We start from the raw sequence: 18,879 nt of genomic DNA on the forward strand, positions 1-18,879 counted from the left end.
TGATTTTTGGAAAGTTCCTGCATTGGACTGTCCAATTTCTGATGCTATTTGGAAATTTTTATGGTTGAAATAGAGTGATTTTTGATGCATCTCTAGCTTCGTCAGCATTTCTGGACATTTCCCCATGGAACCCTGAAGACGCAAAAACCTCTCCGCCGTCCTAATGCCGGGGCCGCTGGCCACTTGTTTAGGTCCGCTTTCTGTCGGGCAGCATTGATGTATATCGCCCGGCATTAAAGGGGGGCTGCCCGCCTTTCCTTTGGAAAGTGGGAAGGGCGGTTATACTGTTTTTCAACTCCATTCGGCTGGCAAGGGCTCAAGAAGGGCCGTGTCGGCCCCTGTTGTGCTGAAAAGATAGCACAGCGCCATGAAAGAATTGCCTGCCGCGTTATCAGTCACTGCCCATGGCGCCGGCGATAGAAAGGCGGTCGCCATCCATGACTGCCACTGTCGCCAGAGCATGGGGGTGTTCCGCCTGTTCAGCCATGGGCACCCTAATATCGACTGGCATAGGACAAATGGATTAATAGGACAATTTATCTATGACTTTAATTATTAAAAACAACCAAACTGATCGTATTTCTCATTCGAGAACATAGAATAGGTTACTTTTGTAATGTTTAACTGTTGTTTGTTTTCCAAATAAGAAACAAACCCAGTTTAACACGCGCTTTGCTTAAGGAGTGGGTCGATGAAGCTCTCGGATTTCAGCATTTCCGTCAGGATACTGTCGATCATCGCGCTTTTGGGCGTGCTGGTATTAGCGATCAGTATCTTTGCCAATATGCGGTTGACGCAGGCCGATGCTGAATATTCCGGTCTGACCCGGGAGGAGGCATCGGCAGCGGTGGAACTGGCGCGCGGCAGCCGGGAGGTGACCGCGCTGGGGCGGCAGGTTTACCGCATGATGGCCCGCGATGATGCCGACACCATCAAAGAAGCGGCGGACCGGGCGGAACAGAATATCACCAACCAGCGCGAAGCTCTTCGCCGTAGCCGGGAGGTGGCACCGCAATTCACCGCCCAGATCAGCAAGCTGGAAGGGGAATTCGATCAGGTGGTGACGACATATCGCACCATCGCCCCCTTACTGCTGGCTGATAAGGACGCGGAAGCGCTGCCGCTAATCACCGGCCGGTTCGACCCCCAGCTTGACGCGCTGCGCGACGACAGCCGGCAGGTGGCGGATGGCATCCGGGATGCCATGTTCGCCCAGTCTAAGCGGCTGTCCGCCATGGCGGTGGATACCCGCAACCTTGTCTATGGTGTGGCTCTGGCCGGGCTGTTGCTGTTCGGCGGTCTTGCCTTTTATATCGCCCGCTTCACCATTTCCGGCCCCATCGGCCGCCTGACCGACGCCATGACGGGGGTGGCCGGCGGCAACCTGACCATCCCCGTGCCCGGCCTGGGCCGGGGGGATGAGATTGGCCAGCTGGCCGCTGCCCTGGAAACCTTCAAGGCCAATGCCATTCGCACCCGGGAACTGGAGGCGGAGGCCCAGCGGGCCGAAGAACGGGCGGCGGAAGAACGCCGCCGCACCATGTTGCAGATGGCCGATAATTTCGAATCCAGTGTGATGGGGGTGGTGTCGCTGGTGGCCTCCGCCGCCACGGAACTGAACGCCAATGCCCAATCGCTGGCCGCCGGGGCCGAACAGGCCCGCAGCCAGACCAGCATCGTGTCGGCCGCGACCGAACAGACCTCCGCCAATGTGCAGACGGTCGCCGCCTCGGCGGAAGAGATGACCAGCTCCATCGGGGAGATCACCCGTCAGGTTGGTGCCTCTGCCAATATCGCCCGCACGGCGGCCGAGCGGGCCCAGGGCACCAACCAGACCATCCAGAATCTGGCGGCTGAGGCCGACGCCATCGGCGCCGTGGTGAAGCTGATCGCTGAGATCGCCAGCCAGACCAACCTGCTGGCGCTGAATGCCACCATCGAGGCAGCGCGCGCTGGCGATGCCGGCAAGGGCTTTGCCGTGGTGGCATCGGAAGTGAAGAGCCTGGCCAGCCAGACGGCGAAAGCGACGGAGGATATTTCCGCCCGCATCAACAGCATCCAGCAGGCCACCAACAGCGCCGTCAGCGCCACCCTGGAAATCACCCGCACCATCGGGGAGATCAACGAGATCGCCACCACCATCGCGGCGGCGGTGGAAGAACAGGATGCGGCGACGCGCGAAATCGCCCGCAATGTGCAGCAGGCCGCCGTCGGCACCCAGGAAATCAGCAGCAATATCAGCGGGGTTCAGGAAACCGCGCAGAGCACCAGCCAGTCGGCCGGCAATGTGCTGGATGCCGCCGGCACCCTGTCGCGGGAGGCGGAAACCCTGCGGCGGGAGGTGGATGGCTTCATCCAGCGCATCCGCGCCGGATAAGCGTTGCCGGCTGGAAAAGGGCGAGGCTCGCCGGTGGTTGACGCTTCCGGCCCTTTTCCAGCACCCTTGCCGGCACAAACCGTCGGACAGGGATAAAAAAATGCTGCATCGCCGTGATTTTCTGGCCGCTGGTGGCGCTGTTGCCGCCAGCGCCTGCCTTTCTGCCTTACCGCTTGCCGCCCTAGCCCAGGCCGCGCCCGGTTCGGCGGACAGAGCGCTCTATGATTTCTTCCAGACCAGCTTTGAACGCGACGTCGCCGCCAGCCCGCTGCGGGCGCTGCAGCTGGGCCGCAAGACCGGCTATGACCAGCTGGATGATATCAGTGCCGCCCGCCGCGCCGCCGACCATGAACGCGATGCGGCCGATCTGGCCACACTGGCCCGGCTGACCACGCCCGACCTGTCGCCCCAGGCAAGGCTTTATGCGCGGCTGCTGCGCTTGCGGCTGGAACAGGCGCGGGCCGATTATCCCTGGCGCCACCATGATTATGCCCTGACACTGGTCAGCGGCCCGCACACCAACCTGCCCGTCCAGCTGATCAACCAGCATAAGGTGGAGAGCGTGGCCGATTTCCAGGCCTATCTCAGCCGGTTGAACCAGTTCCCCCGCTATTTCGGGCAGGTGGAGGAACGGTTGCGGCTGGCCGATCAGGCGGGCGTGCTGCCGCCGCGTTATTTCTTCCCCGACCTGATCAGCGCTTGCCGTAACCAGATTGACGGGCGACCCTTCGAACCCTCGGCCCCGGTGGATGCCCCGCTTTATGCCGACCTGAAAGCCAAGCTGGCCAAGCTGCCGGAAGGCGAGCAGCCGGCCCTGCTGGCCGCGGCGGAGGCAGCGCTGACCGGATCGGTGGCGCCCGCCTATCAATCGCTGATTAAATGGCTGCAGGGGGCGGCCCCGCGTGCCAACCCGGATCATGGGGTCTGGCGCCTGCCAGATGGCCAGGCCTATTACGCCGCCTGCCTGAAACGCTGGACCTCGCTGCCGCTCACCGCTGAGGCGGTGCACCGCATCGGGCTGGCAGAGGTGGCCCGCGTGCAGGGCGAAATCCGCGCCATCATGGCCAAGGTCGGCTTCCAGGGCGATCTGACGGCCTTTTTCACCTATACCCGCGACGATGACCGTTTCTATTTCCCCGATACGGCAGAGGGCAAGGCCGCCTATCTGAAACAGGCGCAGGATTATACGGATTTCATCCGCGCCCGGCTGGATGGCTGGTTCGGCCTGCAGCCCAAGGCCCCGATGGAGGTGCGGGCGGTGGAGCCGTTCCGGGAGAAATCGGCCCCCAGCGCCTTCTATAACGGCCCGTCGCCCGATGGCAAACGGCCGGGCATCTTCTATGCCAACCTGTCCAACATGCGGGCTAGGCCGATCTTCGGGCTGGAGACGCTGACCTATCACGAGGGCATTCCCGGCCATCACATGCAGGTCGCCATTTCCCAAGAGCTGGAAGGCGTGCCGGATTTCCAGAAATTCGGCGGCGGCTATTCCGCCTATGGCGAGGGCTGGGCGCTTTATACCGAGCAGCTGGCCAAGGAGATGGGCGGCTTCCAAGACCCCTATAGTGATTACGGGCGGCTGGTGGCGGAGCTGTGGCGCGCCGTGCGGCTGGTGGTGGATACCGGCATCCATGCCAAGAAATGGGATCGCCAGCAGGCCATCGATTATTTCACGGGAAACACCCCGATGGATGTGGACGGGGCCACGCGGGAAATTGACCGCTATATCGGCTGGCCGGGGCAGGCCACCGCCTACAAGATCGGCATGATGAAGATTCTGGAACTGCGGCAGGCGGCCCAGCGGCAGATGGGCAGCCGGTTCAATATCAAGGGCTTCCACGATATTGTGCTGCGCCATGGCCGGTTGCCGCTGGATGTGCTGGCCGAACAAGTTGAGTCTTGGGTCAAGGCTTGAGCGGGAAAATCGGCTTAAAGTGGCTTGATATGCGCTATTTTGTTGAGTCTTGCCTCATCTTTCCGGGAGTGGCGTCACGCTTTCCCGGAAAAAATCATGTAACCGGCGGGTAAATCCGGCCCGCCGGCCCCATATCGGCGCTTAACCTGTTATGGAAGGACCAAGAACGGAGCCGATGCCCATGGCCGAACCTGCCGCCCCCGCCCCCGTGTCGCTGCCGCCCGATGATGGCAATGCCGCCCTGGTGGCGGAACTGCGCCAATATCGCTGGGTGGCCGGTGGCTGTCTGGCCGTGGCGGCGGCGGGCTGGGGGGTGAGCCATGCCGGCCTGCTGCCGCCCGGCGCGGCGGCGGGCCTGCGGGCGGTGGCAGAGGCGGGGATGGTCGGCGGGCTGGCCGACTGGTTTGCCGTCACCGCCCTGTTCCGCCGGCCGCTGGGCCTGCCCATCCCGCACACGGCCCTGGTACCGCGCAACCGCGACCGCATCGCCGACGGCATCGCCACCTATATTGACCGGGAATTTCTGGAACCCACCATGCTGGTGGAGCAGGTGCGCCGCATGGACCCGGCCGCCCGCATCGGCCGCCTGCTGGATGATCCGCAGACGCGGGAGCGGCTGACGGCCCTGCTGATCGGCGCCCTGCCGGGGCTGCTGCGCCCGGACCATGAGGCGGCGGTGCGCAACACGCTGCTGACCGCCATGGCGCGCGGCATGGAGCTGGCCGACCTGCGGCCCGTGCTGGCCCAGGCCCTGCGCGCCTTGCTGCGCAGCGACAATCTGGAACCGCTGCTGACGGAACTGGCCGACCGGCTGATCGATTTCGTCCATACAAGGCGCGGCTGGCTGGAAGAGGTGGTGTCGGGCCGGTCGCGCTGGTGGATGCCATCCTCGGTGGATAAATCCCTGGCCAACACGATGACAGAGGCGCTGCTGGGCCATCTTTATGATCTGCGCAGCCCGCACAGCCCCGCCGGGCAGGATCTGCGCCGCTGGCTGGACGCCTTGCCGGCGGAGATTGAACAGGGCAGCCCCCTGGCTGACCGGCTGATCGCCGCCGCCCGCCGCCTGCTGGGGCCGGACAGCATGGGGCCGCTGATCAGTGATCTGCTGGGCGGGCTGCGGCAAGCCATTCTCAGCGACATGGCCCGCGATGATGGCCGCATCCGTGAACTGGTCCAGGGCTTTGTCGGCTCGCTGGGCCAGCAGCTGGCCGACCCGACGATACGCGGGCGCATCAACCATAGTGTGGAACAGGCGTTCCAGGCGGCGATTCCCCGCTGGCGACGGGGTATTCACCGTTTCATCACCGGCACGCTGAAGGCGCAGGATGTGGGGGAGTTCACCCGCCGGCTGGAAACCCGTGTCGGGCGTGACCTGCAATTTATCCGCATCAACGGCACGATCCTGGGGGCCGCGATCGGCGGTGTGCTGTTCGCCCTGAATGGCTGGCTGGGCTGAGGGGCTGGGGCCCCGTCAGAAATCTAGGTCGGTATAATGTTTGGGCGGGGGCATTCCCGGCAGATGGTCACCCAGCAGCGGGCGGAAGGTGGGCCGGCTTTTGATGCGGGCGTAATAATCCTTGGCGTCCGGATGATCGTCCCAAGGCACATCCCCCAGATAATCCAGGCAGGAAAGCTGGGTTGCCGCCGCAATATCCGCCATGGAGAAGGCATCCCCGGCCAGCCAGGTCCGCCGTTCGGTCAGCCAGCCAATATAATCCAGATGGTAATGGATATTGGCATGGCCGGCGCGGATGGATTGGGCATGGGGCGTGCCCTGACCGGAGAAGCGCTTGATCAGCTTTTCGCCCACCAGCAGGTCCGTCACCTCGCGGGTGAATTTCACGTCGAACCAGGCGACCAGACGGCGCACCTCCGCCCGTGTCAACACGTCGCGGCCCAGCAGCGGGATGGAGGGATAGGCATCCTCCAGATATTCGGTGATGGCGGCCTGATCGGCAATGATGGCGCCATCCTCCTCCACCAGCACCGGCACCTCGCCGGCGGGGTTCAGGGCCAGGAATTCCTCCCGCCGATCCCAGGGCTTCTCCAGCGCCAGCGCGAAATCCAGGCGCTTTTCCGCCAGCGCCAGCCGGATCTTGCGGGCAAAGGGGGAAATCGGGTGGTGGAAAAGTGTCCGCATCCGTAAAAACGCTCCGCTGCCGCCGGATTTGGCCCGGCGGATCATACAAAGCTGTGCCACAGGCCAGCCGGCGCTGACAAGGCAAAGCTACCCCTTTACCCGTTGGCGGTGCCCCGGCCGGGACGGGCCGCCGCATGGACAGCACGGGTAAAGAATGCCATATGCTAACCGCAGGGTGGAAAAGCGGCACCCGCTATTCGGGATAGATGGTGATGACGGGCAAGGTGGTGGTGCGGCCAATCCAGCCGGTGGATCGTGCTGATTGGCAAGTTTTGTGGGCGAACTATTGCGCTTTCTATAAGACGGACGTGCCGCCCCGCACCACCGATCTGCTCTGGGGCCGCCTGGGCGACCCCAACAGCCCCGTCAACGGGCTGGTGGCCCTCGATGGTGGCGGGGAGATTGTCGGTATCTGCCATTATGTGCTGCACCCCCATACCTGGTCGCCGGACCTGCTCTGTTATCTGGAAGATCTCTACACGCGGGAGGATCGGCGCGGGGCCGGGGTGGGCCGGGCGCTGATTGACCATCTGTGCGATCTGGCAGTGGCGCGTGGCTGGCGCCGTGTCTATTGGCACACGGAGGAGGGCAACAGCACCGCCCGCCGGCTTTATGACAAGGTGACCGGTGGCCGTGACCGTTTCGTGCGCTACTGCGTCACGCCTGCGGACCGATGATGGCGTGTCTGGTTTATTGCCGCCGCCTGCTGCCGCTGCTGCTTTGCCTGTTGACCCTGCTGCCCGGTGCAATGGACGCGCGGGCCGGCACCCCGGCCGGCATTTTGCGGATCGGGTTGGAAGCGCTGCCCGAAACGGCCGATCCGCATCGCTTTTTCGTCCTGACCAGCCGCACCCTTTCCACCCATATTTTCGACGGGTTGACGGTGCTGGACCCGGAAGACCGGCCGCAGCCGGCCCTGGCGACGGGCTGGGAAAAACTGTCGGACACGCTCTGGCGCTTTCATCTGCGCCATGATGTGACATTCCATCGCGGCGGCCGTTTCGATGCCTGGGATGTCGCCTACAGTTTCTGCAGGTTGACTACCATTGGCACGGCGCGGGTGCCGCTGGTGGGGCGGGTCCGGGAGGTGGAGGTGGAGGCGGCAGACAGCCTGCTGCTGCACCTGTCCCTGCCGGACCCGGCGCTGGCGGAAAATCTGTCAACCATCTTCATCCTGGATGCCCCGCCCGGCTGGGCCGGTCATTACCGTGACGGCGGCTGTGATCAGCCGGTGACTGATAAGGCGGACATGGTCGATGATCTCAGCATCGCCAATGGCACCGGTCCCTATATCCTCACCGCCTTCAGCCCGGGGGCGCGGGCGAGCTTGCGCCGTTTTGACGGTTATTGGGGCAGGAAGCCGGATTGGCCGCTGGTGGAACTGCTGCGGATGGATGATCCGACTGACCGCAACCGCGCCCTGCTGTCGGGGGAGGTTGATCTGGTCAATGCGGTGATGCCGCAAAGTCTGGCCCATTTCGCGGACCGACCCGACATCAAGCTGGTCTATGGACCGCTGCAGCGCAGTTGGCTGCTGCTGTTGAACCAGCGCCCGGGGGCCCTTCCGGATGCCAAGGCCAACCCGCTGGCCGATGCGCGGGTGCGCCGGGCGATCATGTTGGCGATCGACCGGCCGATGCTGGCGGAGCGGCTGATGATGCCCGGGGCGGAGCCGGGCTGGCAGTTGATCCCGTCCGGGCATAGCGGCTTTCAGCCCGATTTGCCCCGGCTGGATATTGACCTGCCGGCCGCGCAGACCCTGATGCGACAGGCCGGGCTGCAAGCCGGCCTGTCGCTGACCCTGGATGTGCCGGAAATGGCCGAAAAGCTGGGCCAGGTGCTGGCCCGGTCGCTTTCCCAGCTGGCTATCCGTACCGACATCCGGGTCAATAATCTGACCGCCAATCATGATCGGGCGCGGTCGGGGGCGTTTCAGCTGCTGCTGGTGTCCGTGAATATGTTGTCGACCGACTATACTGGCCTGATGCGGTCCCTGCTGGGCTCTGCCCGCCTGGGGGCCGGCTATGCCATGCTGAATTATGGCGGCTATGACAGCCCGGTCATGGATCGGCTGGTGACCGATGCCATGACACTGGCTGACGATGCCCCGGCCCTGGCTGAAATCTATCACCAGGTTGCCATGCTGGAGCAGACGGATGTGCCGCTGATTCCGCTGGTCCATAGCGGGCGGGTATGGGCAATGCGCGCCAGCCTGGATTTTCCCCACCGGCGGGATGGGCTGACGCTGGCCATGGATGTGCGGCCGACAGGGCATTGAACCCGCCGGCCCCCGCATCCTATCCGCGGGAGAGTATCGTCATTGTCTATCTGCACGCAAAAGACGTATCCTGCTGTGAGCCCTGCGAGGGATGTTGTCAGCAGCAGAGGATGCGTGGCCGTGGCGGATTTCACGATTTCAGCACCGGTTCCCTCAGACGAAGCCGACTGGCGGCGGAACTGGGCGCTCTATCTGACCCGCTATGAGGTCGATGTGGCGCCGGCGACGACGGATAAGGTCTGGCATCGGTTGCTGGACCCGCTCTCCGCGACCAAAGGGCTGATCGCCCGCGATGCCGATGGCCGGGGCATTGGCTTTTGCCATACCATCCAGCATGAAATCACCTGGACCATCGAACCGGTGCTGTATCTGGAGGATATGTTCGTCGCACCCGAGGCCCGCCGCCAGGGCGTGGCACGGGCGCTGCTGCTGCGGTTGATCCAGCAGGTACGGGAAAAGGGTCTCAGCCGGCTTTACTGGATGACCCGTGTCAATAATGAGCCGGCCCGCGCCCTTTATGACCAGTTGACCGGGGGACCGGACGCCCTGGTCCGCTATACGCTGCGCCTGGACCGGCAGCGCGGTACCCTGGCCACAGCGGCCATCGATGTCGGCTGACGATATCGGTTGAAAAGGGCCGCACCCTGCTATGGTCCATGGTAAGTTGGGACGTCTCCCAGTGGACGTCCCGCCCTGTTTCCGACCGGCCCTTTCCACCTATCCATTCCGCACTACACTCTCAGCCGGTTTTCTCCTTGGGTGATGCGGGGTTTGGCCGCTCCACGGTCTGAACGGTGGATGATGAACGATAAACGGGAATTGCTGCGGTCCTTGCGGATCGAACCGGACCAGCGCCGCGATGAAGCATCGGCACCACCCCGCCGTCGGCCCCCGCTGACGCTGGTTTCCGTCTTGCTGCTGCTGGTGGGCGGGGGTGCCTATATGTTGGGCCGGGCCTCTGCGCCGGAACCGGCGGCCCCTCTGGTCAGCCGGCCTTCGCCTTCGGTCACGGGTGCGGCCGCACCGGCAGCCGCTTCCCCCGCCGCACCGGCGGCGACCCGTGCGTCTGGCCTGATTGCCTCGGGCTATGTCGTGGCCCGGCGCACGGCCACCGTCTCGGCGGAAATCACCGGCCGGGTGCAGGATGTGCTGGTGGATGATGGCATGGTGGTCCGCCAGGGGCAGGAGGTGGCGCGCCTGGATGACACGTTGGCCCGCATCGATCTGGAGCTGTCCAAGGCGCGGGTGGCCTCTGCCGCTGCGCAGATCGATGCACTGACCGCCGATCTGAAGGATGCCGAACGCATTTTGCAGCGCATTTCCTCCCTCTCACGTGCCGCCAACGCGTCTGAGGCGGAATTGACCCGCGCCCAGGCGCGGGCCGACACGCTGCGGGCCCAGATCAAGGGGGCCAGGGCCGATCTGGAGGTTGCCCGCATCACCGTGGAACGGCAGGCTGAAACCGTCGACCGCCATATCATCCGCGCACCGTTCGATGGGGTGGTGATCGACAAGAATGCCCAGCCGGGGGAAATCATCTCGCCCATGTCGTCGGGCGGCTTTACCCGCACCGGCGTCTGTACCCTGGTGGATATGAACAGCCTGGAGGTGGAGGTGGATGTGAACGAGGCCAATATCGGCCGCGTCCGCCCCGGCCAGCCGGTGGAAGCCGTGCTGGACGCCTATCCCGACTGGAAGATCAAGGCCAGCGTCATTGCCATCATTCCCACCGCCAACCGCGACAAGGCCACCATCAAGGTGCGGATCGGGCTGGCGGAGACGGATCCGCGCGTGCTGCCCGAAATGGGCGCCAAGGTGACATTCATCGAAAGCTGATGCCGCCCATGCGGGCAGGCCGGCAGGGGACGAGCTTGGGGAGAGGTTCATGGGCGCATTGATCGATATCCGGCGGGCCTCCAAGCGCTTCGTCAAGGGCCGCGAGACCATCACCATTTTCGACAAGCTGGATCTGGTGATCAATGAAGGCGACTTCGTTGCCATCATGGGCCCCAGCGGATCGGGCAAGACCACCTTGCTGAACCTGCTGGGCGGCATCGACCGGGCGACGGAGGGGGAGATCAGCTTTGGCGCCGCTCGGCTGGATCAATTGACCGAAGGCCAGCTTTCCGGCTGGCGGGCGGCCAATGTCGGCTTCATCTTCCAGTTCTATAATCTGATGCCGATGCTGAACGCGGCCCGCAATGTGGAACTGCCCCTGCTGCTGACCCGGCTGGGCAAGGGGGATCGCGCCCGCCGGGTGCAGGCGGCCCTGGAAATTGTCGGCCTGGGCGACCGGGCCAAACATTTCCCGCGCGAAATGTCGGGCGGGCAGCAGCAGCGCGTGGCCATCGCCCGCGCCATCGTTGCCGACCCGAAGATGCTGCTCTGCGATGAGCCGACGGGCGATTTGGACCGCAAGACGGCCGATGAAATCCTCTCCATGCTGCAATTGCTGAACCGGGAGATGGGCAAGACCATCATCATGGTGACGCATGATCCGGAAGCGGCCCGCTATGCCAGCCGGGTGCTGCATCTGGACAAGGGCCGCTTCATTGAGCAGGGGGCCATGGCATGAATGATTTTTCCATCGTGCTGGCCAACCTGTTCCGGGCCAAGCTGCGCACCAGTTTGATGCTGGTGGCCATCTTCTTCGCCTTCCTGATCTTCGGCGTGCTGGCCGGGGTGCAGAATGGCTGGGACAATATTGGCAATAGCGGGGCCGATAACCGGCTGGTCACCACCAACAAGATCAATTTCACCCAGCCGCTGCCCATTTCCTATATTGACCGCATCCGCGCGGTGGAGGGGGTGGAGAAGGTCACCTATGCCAACTGGTTCGGCGGCTTCTATCAGGAACCGCGCAATGTGCTGGTGACCTTTGCGGTGGAGCCGGAAACCTATCTCGATATCTATCGCAGCGATTTCGCCCTGACACCGGCGGCCGAGGCCGCCTTTCTGGCCGACCGCACGGCCATGGTGGCCGGGGCCAAGCTGGCGGAAAAGAATGGCTGGAAGGTGGGGGACAAGATCCCGCTGAATTCCAATATCTATACCAACAAGGCGACCGGCAAGCGCGTCTGGGATTTCACCCTGGTCGGGTTGCTGGAACCGGTGAAGGAAGAGGCGAACCCCAATTTCGTGCTGTTCCACCATAAATATTTCAATGAATCGGTGACCTTTGGCCAGAACACGGCCGGTTATGCGCTGCTGCGCACGGTGGATAAATCGGTCAATGCGGCGGTGGCGGAAAAGATTGATGCCATGTTCGCCAATTCCCCGGCCGAAACCGCCACCGATACCGAAAAGGCCTTCAACAAGGCCTTTGCCAGCCAGTTGGGCAATATCACCCTGATCATATTGCTGGTGGTGGGCTCGGCCTTCTTCACCATCCTGATGATCGTCGGCAACACCATGGTGATGGCGGTGCGCGAACGCACGCGGGAAATCGGGGTGATGAAGACGCTGGGCTTCCGCGATGCCCGCATCTTCCGGCTGGTGCTGGGCGAATCGCTGCTGCTGGCCCTGCTGGGCGGATTGCCGGCGCTGGGGCTGGCGGCGGTGATGCTGGGGATGATCCGCCAGCTCGTTGCCTTGCCGGGGCTGGAACTCTCCCCGCCCTATCTGGCGCTGGGCCTTCTGTTCATGCTGGCGCTGGGCCTGATCACCGGGCTGATCCCGGCCTGGAAGGCGCTGCGGCTCAATATCGTCACCGCGCTTGGCCGGCAATAGGGGGAAGGGGCGGATGCGAATCCTCAATCAGATCATCGCCGTTTGCACCATCAACCTGAAAAGCCTGCCGCAGCGCTTCTGGCTGTCGCTCTCCACCGTGATGGCGGTGGCGCTGGTGGTGGGGGTGCTGCTGGCCTTTCTGGCCATGGCCGCCGGTTTCCAGCAGACGCTGAACGGCACCGGTTCGGCCAATGTCGCCCTGCTGCTGCGCGATGGCTCACAGCAGGAAGTGAACAGCACCATCACCCTGGAACAGACCCGCCTGATTGCGGAGGCACCGGGGATTGTACGCAAGCCGGATGGCAGCGCCCTGATGTCGGCGGAACTTTATGTCATTGTCGATGCGGTGAAGCGGGCCAGCGGGCTGAAATCCAACATCCCCCTGCGCGGGGTGGGGCAGGATGCGCCGGCCCTGCGCGACGGCTTCACCCTGGTGGCGGGCCGGATGCTGCAGCCCGGCAGCAATGAAATCATCGTCGGTCAGGCCTTGACCAAGGAATTTGCCGGCTTCGATCTGGGCCAGGAACCCCGTATCGGCGGCGTCACCTGGAAGGTGGTGGGCGTTTTCGCCATGCAGGGATCGGTCTTCGAATCGGAACTCTGGGCCGACCTGCCGGTGGTGCAGGGCCTGTTCCGCCGGGGCTCCATCACCCAGACGGTGCGGCTGCGCCTGACCGGGCCGGAGGCTTTGGCCGGGCTGCAGGGCTATAGCGACAATGAACCCCGGCTGAAGCTGAAGGCCTTCTCGGAAAAGGAATATTTCGCCGGCCAGTCATCGGGCACGGTGAAGCTGATCCAATATGCCGGCTGGCCGCTGTCCATCGCCATGGCCGTGGGGGCCCTGGCCGGCGCGCTCAACACCATGTACAGCTCGGTCGCCTCCCGCTCGCGGGAGATTGCCACCTTGCGCTGCCTGGGCTTTGGTGGGTTTCCGGCCTTTGTCGGCACCCTGGTGGAGAGCTTGGCGCTTTCCCTGATCGGCGGGTTGCTGGGCACGCTGGTGGTCTGGCTGCTGTTCGATGGCTTCACCACCTCCACCCTGGGCCAGGGCTTCACCCAGATCGTTTTCAGCCTGTCACTGACCCCGGCTTTGATGGTGCAGGGGGTGGTGCTGGCGCTGGTAGTGGGGTTGATTGGCGGCTTCTTCCCCGCCCTGCGCGCGGCCCGCCTGCCCATCGTGGCGGCTTACGCGCAGGGATAGGGGGCGGCCTCGTACCCGGCAGCCCCCCGACAAGCCAGCCCGACGGATGCCTTTCGCTTCTACCAATCTCCCTTGATCGTGACCGATCCAGGGAGATTTCGCGTTCCCTCAGGCGCCGGGCGCCGCCATCCGGCGGCTTGGCTTGCGCCGCATGGGCGGCGGGCCGGCGGTCGCCGGCCTCCAATCTGCCTAAAGGTCAACCTTTAGGCAGATTGGTCTCAATCCAGCGCGAAGACCATGGCCTTCAGATACTGGGTTTCCGGCAGCAGCGGATGCACCGGATGGTCGGGCCCGGCGCCGGCAAAGCGCAGGATGCGGCCCTGGCGGCCAGCCTCACCCAGGCCGCGCGCCACCTCCTGGTGGAACAAGGGCGGTTCCATGTTGTGGGAGCAGCTTGCCACCAGCAACATGCCGCCCGGTGCCACCAGCCGCGCGGCGGCCTTGGTCATGCGGCGATAGGCGCGGCTGCCCACAGCCAGATCCTTGCGGGATTTCACAAAGGCCGGCGGATCGGCGATCACCACCTCAAATGTGCGGCCCTCCGTCACCCACTGATCCATCAGGTTGAAGGCATCGCCCTTGGCCGTGTCCACCCGGTCGGCCACGCCATTGGCCTCTGCCGCCTTGGCCGCGATGGACAGCGACAGGGCCGAGCGGTCGACCAGGGTGACATGGGACGCACCGCGCTTGGCCGCCAGCACGCCGAACCCGCCGGCATAGGTATAGAAATCGACGACCGACTTGCCCTTGCACAGGTTGGCGATGAAGGCGCGGTTGTCGCGCTGGTCAAAGAACCAGCCGGTCTTCTGGCCTTCCGACAGGTCGGCGAAGAAGGTAGCGCCGTTTTCTTCCAGCGGGATCAGCCCCTCGATGCTGCCCTTGGCGACGCGCACCTCCTCCGGCAGACCTTCATAGGTGCGGGCGGCACTGTCATTGCGCAGCACGATGGCGCGCGGGTTCAGCACCTCGTCCAGGGCGGCCAGGATCATCGGGATGCGGCGATCCATGGCCACCGTATTGGCCTGCACCACCACCACATCGCCATAGCGGTCGATGATCAGCGCCGGCAGCCCGTCGCTTTCGGCATGGATCAGGCGATAGAAGGGCCGGTCGAACAGCCGGTCACGGATTTCCACGGCGCGGCGGATGCGGTTCACGAAGAAGCCAGTATCAACCACCGTGGCGGCATCGCGCGACAGAAAGCGCGAGGCGATCAGCGTATGCGGGTTGAAGGTGGCAATGCCCAGCGTCGTACCGCCGGCATCGGTGACACGCACGATGGAGCCGGCCGGCAGCGCCTTGGTCGCCTTGTCCATATCCACTTCGTTGGAATAGACCCAGGGATGGCCATGCTGGGCGCGCTTGTGCCGGCCCGCCTGCAGGCGGATCACCGGCAGGGCGGCAGGTTTGGCAACAGGGGTGGTGTCGGGGGCCGTCGCGGCAGCATTCTCAGTCATGGGGCGGAAAATACAATGCCGCCCCAGCCCCGCCAAGGGCGGCACCCGTTCAGGCTTTGCGCGTCAGACCAGCACGCGGCACAGGCGCAGATCTTCCCGATGATGGCCATGGCTGATGGCGCGTTCCAGCGCGCGCGACGGGGCCGCCGGCCCATCGGCCTGCGGCAGGTGCAGATGCACGGCCCCGCAGCCCCTGTCCAGCGCTTCCCGGTCCATGTCGGCCAGCAGCAGGTCGATCGCCACCTCCGGCTCAAACAGGTCCATTGCCAGGAACATGTCCACCTGCAGCACGGTGCCGTGCTTGGGGCTGGGCATGGCCTGGAAGGCGTAAAGCCCGTGGATATAGCCATGATCCACCTGGGCCACGCGGATGCCGCCCTCGGTCGCCGCGATCATGCGTGCGGCATAATCGCGCCATTCCTCCCGGCTGATGCCGGATTTCCCCGCCTGGATCAGCGGATAGACCTGATCGATGCGGCGCCGGTCCAGGGGCGTAACGGTGAAACGGTCGGACATCATGGGGGTCGAATTCTTCGTCTGGAGGAACGGGACAGCCACCGCCCCTGACGTAACCTGATGCCAGACCCTCCGCGAAAAAGCTTTGATCCAGGTCAAGGCAGGGCCATGATGGGCAAGTATATCTGTTCACGGCTGAACGGTTGTGGAATCGTTTCAATTGGTGGCAATATGGTCCACCAGACCACGGCGGTTGAACAGCAGGCCGCGGCCCGGATTGGAAGCGTTATCATCGCTGCCCCGGGGCTGCGCAGCCTGCGTTGTTCATTGGGTTGCCGGGGTATATCAGGATGGGGGGTGGCTTCATGGAACCAGCGACGGGTACGCACGCGGCATTGGCCCCGATCCCTGCCAACAATGCGGCAGGTACGGATATCAACCCCTGTAGCGCCTGCCCGGTGCGCTCCCTCTCCGTCTGTTCCGCGCTGGAGCAGGAGGAATTGCGGCGTCTGGCCGAAATCCTGGTTAATATGAAGGTTGAACCCGGCCACACCATGTTCTCGGAAGGGGACAAGGCCGACATGCTGTTCAACGTCACTTCCGGCACCATGAAGCTGTACAAGCTGCTGCCCGACGGGCGGCGGCAGATCACCGGTTTCTTGCTGGCCGGTGATTTCATGGGCCTGTCGGTCAATGACACCTATGCCTATTCGGCGGAGTCGGTGACCCAGGCCACGCTCTGCCGCTTCCCGCGCCGCCGGCTGGAGGCGCTGCTGGAAGATTATCCCAAGATGCAGCGCCGCCTGTTCGCCATGGCCTCGAATGAGCTGGCTGCCGCGCAGGATCAGATGCTGCTGCTGGGGCGCAAGAATGCCAAGGAGCGCATCGCCTCCTTCCTGCTGCTGCTCTCCCAGCGCGCGGTGCGGCGTGGCTTCAAGGACAATCCGGTGCATGTGCCGATGAGCCGTTCGGATATAGCCGACTATCTGGGCTTGACGACTGAAACCGTCAGCCGCACCTTTACCCAATTGAAGACCAGCCGCGTCATCGCCCTGATGGAAGGCGGCAAGGTCAAGATCAATGACCGCGACGCGTTGCAGGATCTGGCCGACGGCGCGGCCTGATCGGGGGTAGGGGCAATGGCTGGCATCAACGGACTTGGCAGCAGTTTGACCAGCGCGCTTTCCGGCGCGCTGGCGCAGACGCAGCGCCTGTCCAATTCGGCCGGCAATGTCGCCAATGCCCGTAGCACCGGGGCCATTCCCGGTGCCGATGGCACGGTGCCGGCGGGCAAGAATGCGGCCTATGCCCCCAGCGCCACCGATACGGTGGCGGCCGATGGCGGTGGCACGCGGGCCGTGTCCCGCCCCGTCACCCCCGCCTATATCCCGGAATATCAGCCCGACAGCCCGCAGGCCGATGGCAATGGGCTGGTCGCTGCGCCCAATGTGGACCCGGTGACCGAAACCACCAACCAGATCGGCGCGCTGTCCGCCTATAAGGCCAATCTGGCCGTCATCCGCACCCAGGATGACATGCAGCGCGAAGCCATCAACACGCTGGCGTGACGCCCTCTTGTCTTACGATGGCTCACTGCTGGAACCCGGCCGGCTTTTGGTGATGGCGCGTGACAACAGCACCACCGGGATGATGCCCACCAGCACGATGATCAGGGCGGCGGTGCTGGCCTCCCCCAGCCGTTCATCGCTGGCCAGCGTATAGACGCGCACGGCCAGCGTGTCGAAATTGAACGGCCGCACGATCATGGTGGCCGGCAATTCCTTCATCACATCGACAAAGACCAGCAGGCCCGCCGTCAGCAGGCTGCCCTTCATGATGGGCATATGCACACGGGCCAGCGTGGCACCCGGCGTGCGGCCCAGCACACGGGCGGCCTGATCCAGGCTGGGGCGGATCTTGCCCAGGCTGGCCTCCACCGTGTTGAAGGACACGGCCAGGAAGCGCACCAGATAGGCATAGATCAGCGCCGTTACCGTGCCAGACAGCAGCAGCCCGGTGGACAGGCCGAACTGGGCGCGCATGAAACCATCCAGCGCATTATCCAGCCGTGCCGCCGGGATCAGGATGCCGACCGCGATCACCGATCCGGGCACGGCATAGCCCATGGCGGCCACCCGTGCCGCCCCCTTCAGCCAGGGCGTGGGCTGCAGCCGCAGCCCATAGGCCATCAGGCTGGCCAGACCCACCGCCAGCAAGGCGGTGATGCCGGCCAGGGTGAAGGAGTTACCGGCCAGATTCATGAAGGTGGGGCCGAACAGGGAATCCCCCTCTGTCACCGCCATCCGGGTCAGCACCATCAGCGGAATGATGAAACCCAGCGCCAGCGGCAGCAGGCAGGCCAGCAATGCCAGCCCGCCGCGCAGACCATGCAGCCGGTAACTGGGCAGGGCCCGGTACCGCCCGGTGGAATGGAAATAGCGTGCCCGGCCCCGGCTGTAGCGTTCCATCACCACCAGCGCCATGACGAATAGCATCAGCACAGAGGCCAGCTGGGCGGCGGCCACCGGTTCGCCCAGGGCGAACCAGGTACGGTAAATGCCGGTGGTGAAGGTATCGACGGCGAAATATTGCACGGTGCCGAAATCGGCCAGCACTTCCATCATCGACAAAGCAAGGCCAGCGGCGATGGCGGGGCGGGCCAGCGGCAGCGCCACGCGGGCAAAGCTGCGCCAGGGCCCCGCCCCCAGCGTGCGCGCCACCTCCAGCACACAGACCGACTGTTCCAGAAAAGCGGCACGGGCCAGCAGATAGACATAGGGGTACAGCACGAAGGACAGCACCGCCACCGCCCCGCCCAGGGAACGGATATTGGGGAACCAGTAATCATGCCGGGTCCAGCCGAACAGATCGCGCAGGGCCGTCTGCACCGGGCCGATGAACTGCAGCAGGTCGGTATAGACATAGGCCATCACATAGGCCGGCATGGCCATGGGCAGCAGCAACGCCCATTCCAGCCAGCGCTGGCCGGGAAAGCGGCACATGGTGACCAGCCAAGCCGTACCCACCCCAATCACCAGCACCCCGCCCGCCGTGCCCAGCGCCAGGGTCAGCGTGTTGGCCAGATAGGTTCCCAGCACTGTACCGGCCAGATGCTCCCACACGCCATGGCTGGGCAGGAAGATGCGGCTGCCGACAATCAGCACCGGCAGGGCCACCAGCAGGGCGATCAGGCTCAGCGTGACGGCCCAGCCGGATGGCAGGCGCAGCAGGGGCAGACGGGCGGCGGCGGGGCGGGGCATGGATTGGTCGCTCATGCCCCCCTTGTCCCATTCCTGCGAACGGGTCGCAATTGGTTTTTGGGG

At 64.3% G+C, this 18,879-nt stretch carries 16 protein-coding genes; 12 read left to right on the plus strand and 4 right to left on the minus strand.

Annotated elements, in window-relative coordinates; genetic code table 11:
- The first annotated feature begins 691 nt into the window (after positions 1–691).
- The 3 genes from CHB97_RS24200 (at position 692) to CHB97_RS24210 (ending at position 5,751) form a co-directional block, all read left to right on the plus strand.
- Positions 692–2,377 carry a methyl-accepting chemotaxis protein gene (locus CHB97_RS24200; protein ID WP_089290597.1) on the plus strand — a complete coding sequence of 562 codons (1,686 nt, stop codon included), beginning with the start codon at positions 692–694 and terminating at the stop codon, positions 2,375–2,377.
- Positions 2,378–2,477: 100 nt separating this feature from the next.
- Positions 2,478–4,292 carry a DUF885 family protein gene (locus CHB97_RS24205; RefSeq protein ID WP_089290598.1) on the plus strand — a complete coding sequence of 605 codons (1,815 nt, stop codon included), beginning with the start codon at positions 2,478–2,480 and terminating at the stop codon, positions 4,290–4,292.
- A 181-nt stretch (positions 4,293–4,473) separates the two neighbouring features.
- Entirely contained in the window at positions 4,474–5,751 is a 1,278-nt protein-coding gene (locus tag CHB97_RS24210; RefSeq protein WP_160106231.1) for a DUF445 domain-containing protein, read from the plus strand.
- Between the two features lie 15 nt (positions 5,752–5,766).
- Here CHB97_RS24210 and CHB97_RS24215 read toward each other — a convergent pair whose 3' ends face one another.
- The gene (locus tag CHB97_RS24215; RefSeq protein WP_089290600.1) at positions 5,767–6,435 is read right to left on the minus strand and encodes a glutathione S-transferase family protein; all 669 of its coding nucleotides are present in this window, start codon (positions 6,433–6,435) and stop codon (positions 5,767–5,769) included.
- A 212-nt stretch (positions 6,436–6,647) separates the two neighbouring features.
- On the opposite strand from CHB97_RS24215, the gene CHB97_RS24220 reads away from it, so the two are divergent.
- The 7 genes from CHB97_RS24220 (at position 6,648) to CHB97_RS24250 (ending at position 13,643) form a co-directional block, all read left to right on the plus strand.
- Positions 6,648–7,112, plus strand: a complete 465-nt coding sequence (locus CHB97_RS24220; RefSeq protein WP_089290622.1) for a GNAT family N-acetyltransferase — start codon at positions 6,648–6,650, stop codon at positions 7,110–7,112.
- On the plus strand, positions 7,109–8,713 hold the full coding sequence (locus CHB97_RS24225; RefSeq protein ID WP_089290601.1) for an ABC transporter substrate-binding protein: 1,605 nt from the start codon (positions 7,109–7,111) through the stop codon (positions 8,711–8,713). Before CHB97_RS24220 ends, CHB97_RS24225 begins: the two co-directional genes overlap by 4 nt.
- A 120-nt stretch (positions 8,714–8,833) precedes the next feature.
- Entirely contained in the window at positions 8,834–9,331 is a 498-nt protein-coding gene (locus tag CHB97_RS24230) for a GNAT family N-acetyltransferase (RefSeq protein ID WP_089290602.1), read from the plus strand.
- A gap of 180 nt (positions 9,332–9,511) precedes the next feature.
- Positions 9,512–10,549 (plus strand): efflux RND transporter periplasmic adaptor subunit, encoded by a 1,038-nt coding sequence (locus CHB97_RS24235; RefSeq protein WP_244559690.1) that lies wholly within the window; start codon positions 9,512–9,514, stop codon positions 10,547–10,549.
- A gap of 49 nt (positions 10,550–10,598) precedes the next feature.
- Positions 10,599–11,288: an ABC transporter ATP-binding protein gene (locus tag CHB97_RS24240; protein WP_089290603.1), complete on the plus strand. Its 690-nt coding sequence runs from the start codon at positions 10,599–10,601 to the stop codon at positions 11,286–11,288.
- The gene (locus CHB97_RS24245; RefSeq protein WP_089290604.1) at positions 11,285–12,442 is read left to right on the plus strand and encodes an ABC transporter permease; all 1,158 of its coding nucleotides are present in this window, start codon (positions 11,285–11,287) and stop codon (positions 12,440–12,442) included. Before CHB97_RS24240 ends, CHB97_RS24245 begins: the two co-directional genes overlap by 4 nt.
- Positions 12,443–12,455: 13 nt before the next feature.
- Complete coding sequence (locus CHB97_RS24250; RefSeq protein ID WP_089290605.1) at positions 12,456–13,643, plus strand: ABC transporter permease; 1,188 nt, start codon at positions 12,456–12,458, stop codon at positions 13,641–13,643.
- A gap of 218 nt (positions 13,644–13,861) precedes the next feature.
- Here the strand turns inward: CHB97_RS24250 and CHB97_RS24255 are convergent, their stop codons facing one another.
- Together CHB97_RS24255 and CHB97_RS24260 are read right to left on the minus strand one after the other, a co-directional pair.
- Positions 13,862–15,100 carry a class I SAM-dependent rRNA methyltransferase gene (locus CHB97_RS24255; protein ID WP_089290624.1) on the minus strand — a complete coding sequence of 413 codons (1,239 nt, stop codon included), beginning with the start codon at positions 15,098–15,100 and terminating at the stop codon, positions 13,862–13,864.
- A 63-nt stretch (positions 15,101–15,163) separates the two neighbouring features.
- The gene (locus CHB97_RS24260; RefSeq protein ID WP_089290606.1) at positions 15,164–15,619 is read right to left on the minus strand and encodes a hypothetical protein; all 456 of its coding nucleotides are present in this window, start codon (positions 15,617–15,619) and stop codon (positions 15,164–15,166) included.
- 302 nt (positions 15,620–15,921) lie between these two features.
- Here CHB97_RS24260 and CHB97_RS24265 point away from each other — a divergent pair, with 302 nt between their 5' ends.
- Positions 15,922–16,680 (plus strand): Crp/Fnr family transcriptional regulator, encoded by a 759-nt coding sequence (locus CHB97_RS24265; RefSeq protein WP_089290607.1) that lies wholly within the window; start codon positions 15,922–15,924, stop codon positions 16,678–16,680.
- A 15-nt stretch (positions 16,681–16,695) separates the two neighbouring features.
- Positions 16,696–17,124: a flagellar basal body rod protein FlgC gene (locus tag CHB97_RS24270; protein ID WP_089290608.1), complete on the plus strand. Its 429-nt coding sequence runs from the start codon at positions 16,696–16,698 to the stop codon at positions 17,122–17,124.
- Between the two features lie 12 nt (positions 17,125–17,136).
- Here the strand turns inward: CHB97_RS24270 and CHB97_RS24275 are convergent, their stop codons facing one another.
- Positions 17,137–18,831 carry an iron ABC transporter permease gene (locus tag CHB97_RS24275; RefSeq protein ID WP_089290609.1) on the minus strand — a complete coding sequence of 565 codons (1,695 nt, stop codon included), beginning with the start codon at positions 18,829–18,831 and terminating at the stop codon, positions 17,137–17,139.
- Positions 18,832–18,879: the final 48 nt, after the last annotated feature.

Origin of the sequence: Azospirillum sp. RU38E (genome assembly GCF_900188385.1) — a bacterium.
Taxonomy (GTDB): domain Bacteria; phylum Pseudomonadota; class Alphaproteobacteria; order Azospirillales; family Azospirillaceae; genus Niveispirillum.

Coding starts and splice junctions, on each gene's coding strand:
- CHB97_RS24200 (WP_089290597.1), top strand. CDS start 692: ATGAAGCTCTCGGATTTCAGCATTTCCGTCAGGATACTGTCGATCATC.
- CHB97_RS24205 (WP_089290598.1), top strand. CDS start 2,478: ATGCTGCATCGCCGTGATTTTCTGGCCGCTGGTGGCGCTGTTGCCGCC.
- CHB97_RS24210 (WP_160106231.1), top strand. CDS start 4,474: ATGGCCGAACCTGCCGCCCCCGCCCCCGTGTCGCTGCCGCCCGATGAT.
- CHB97_RS24215 (WP_089290600.1), bottom strand. CDS start 6,435: ATGCGGACACTTTTCCACCACCCGATTTCCCCCTTTGCCCGCAAGATC.
- CHB97_RS24220 (WP_089290622.1), top strand. CDS start 6,648: ATGACGGGCAAGGTGGTGGTGCGGCCAATCCAGCCGGTGGATCGTGCT.
- CHB97_RS24225 (WP_089290601.1), top strand. CDS start 7,109: ATGATGGCGTGTCTGGTTTATTGCCGCCGCCTGCTGCCGCTGCTGCTT.
- CHB97_RS24235 (WP_244559690.1), top strand. CDS start 9,512: ATGATGAACGATAAACGGGAATTGCTGCGGTCCTTGCGGATCGAACCG.
- CHB97_RS24240 (WP_089290603.1), top strand. CDS start 10,599: ATGGGCGCATTGATCGATATCCGGCGGGCCTCCAAGCGCTTCGTCAAG.
- CHB97_RS24245 (WP_089290604.1), top strand. CDS start 11,285: ATGAATGATTTTTCCATCGTGCTGGCCAACCTGTTCCGGGCCAAGCTG.
- CHB97_RS24250 (WP_089290605.1), top strand. CDS start 12,456: ATGCGAATCCTCAATCAGATCATCGCCGTTTGCACCATCAACCTGAAA.
- CHB97_RS24255 (WP_089290624.1), bottom strand. CDS start 15,100: ATGACTGAGAATGCTGCCGCGACGGCCCCCGACACCACCCCTGTTGCC.
- CHB97_RS24260 (WP_089290606.1), bottom strand. CDS start 15,619: ATGATGTCCGACCGTTTCACCGTTACGCCCCTGGACCGGCGCCGCATC.
- CHB97_RS24265 (WP_089290607.1), top strand. CDS start 15,922: ATGGAACCAGCGACGGGTACGCACGCGGCATTGGCCCCGATCCCTGCC.
- CHB97_RS24270 (WP_089290608.1), top strand. CDS start 16,696: ATGGCTGGCATCAACGGACTTGGCAGCAGTTTGACCAGCGCGCTTTCC.
- CHB97_RS24275 (WP_089290609.1), bottom strand. CDS start 18,831: ATGAGCGACCAATCCATGCCCCGCCCCGCCGCCGCCCGTCTGCCCCTG.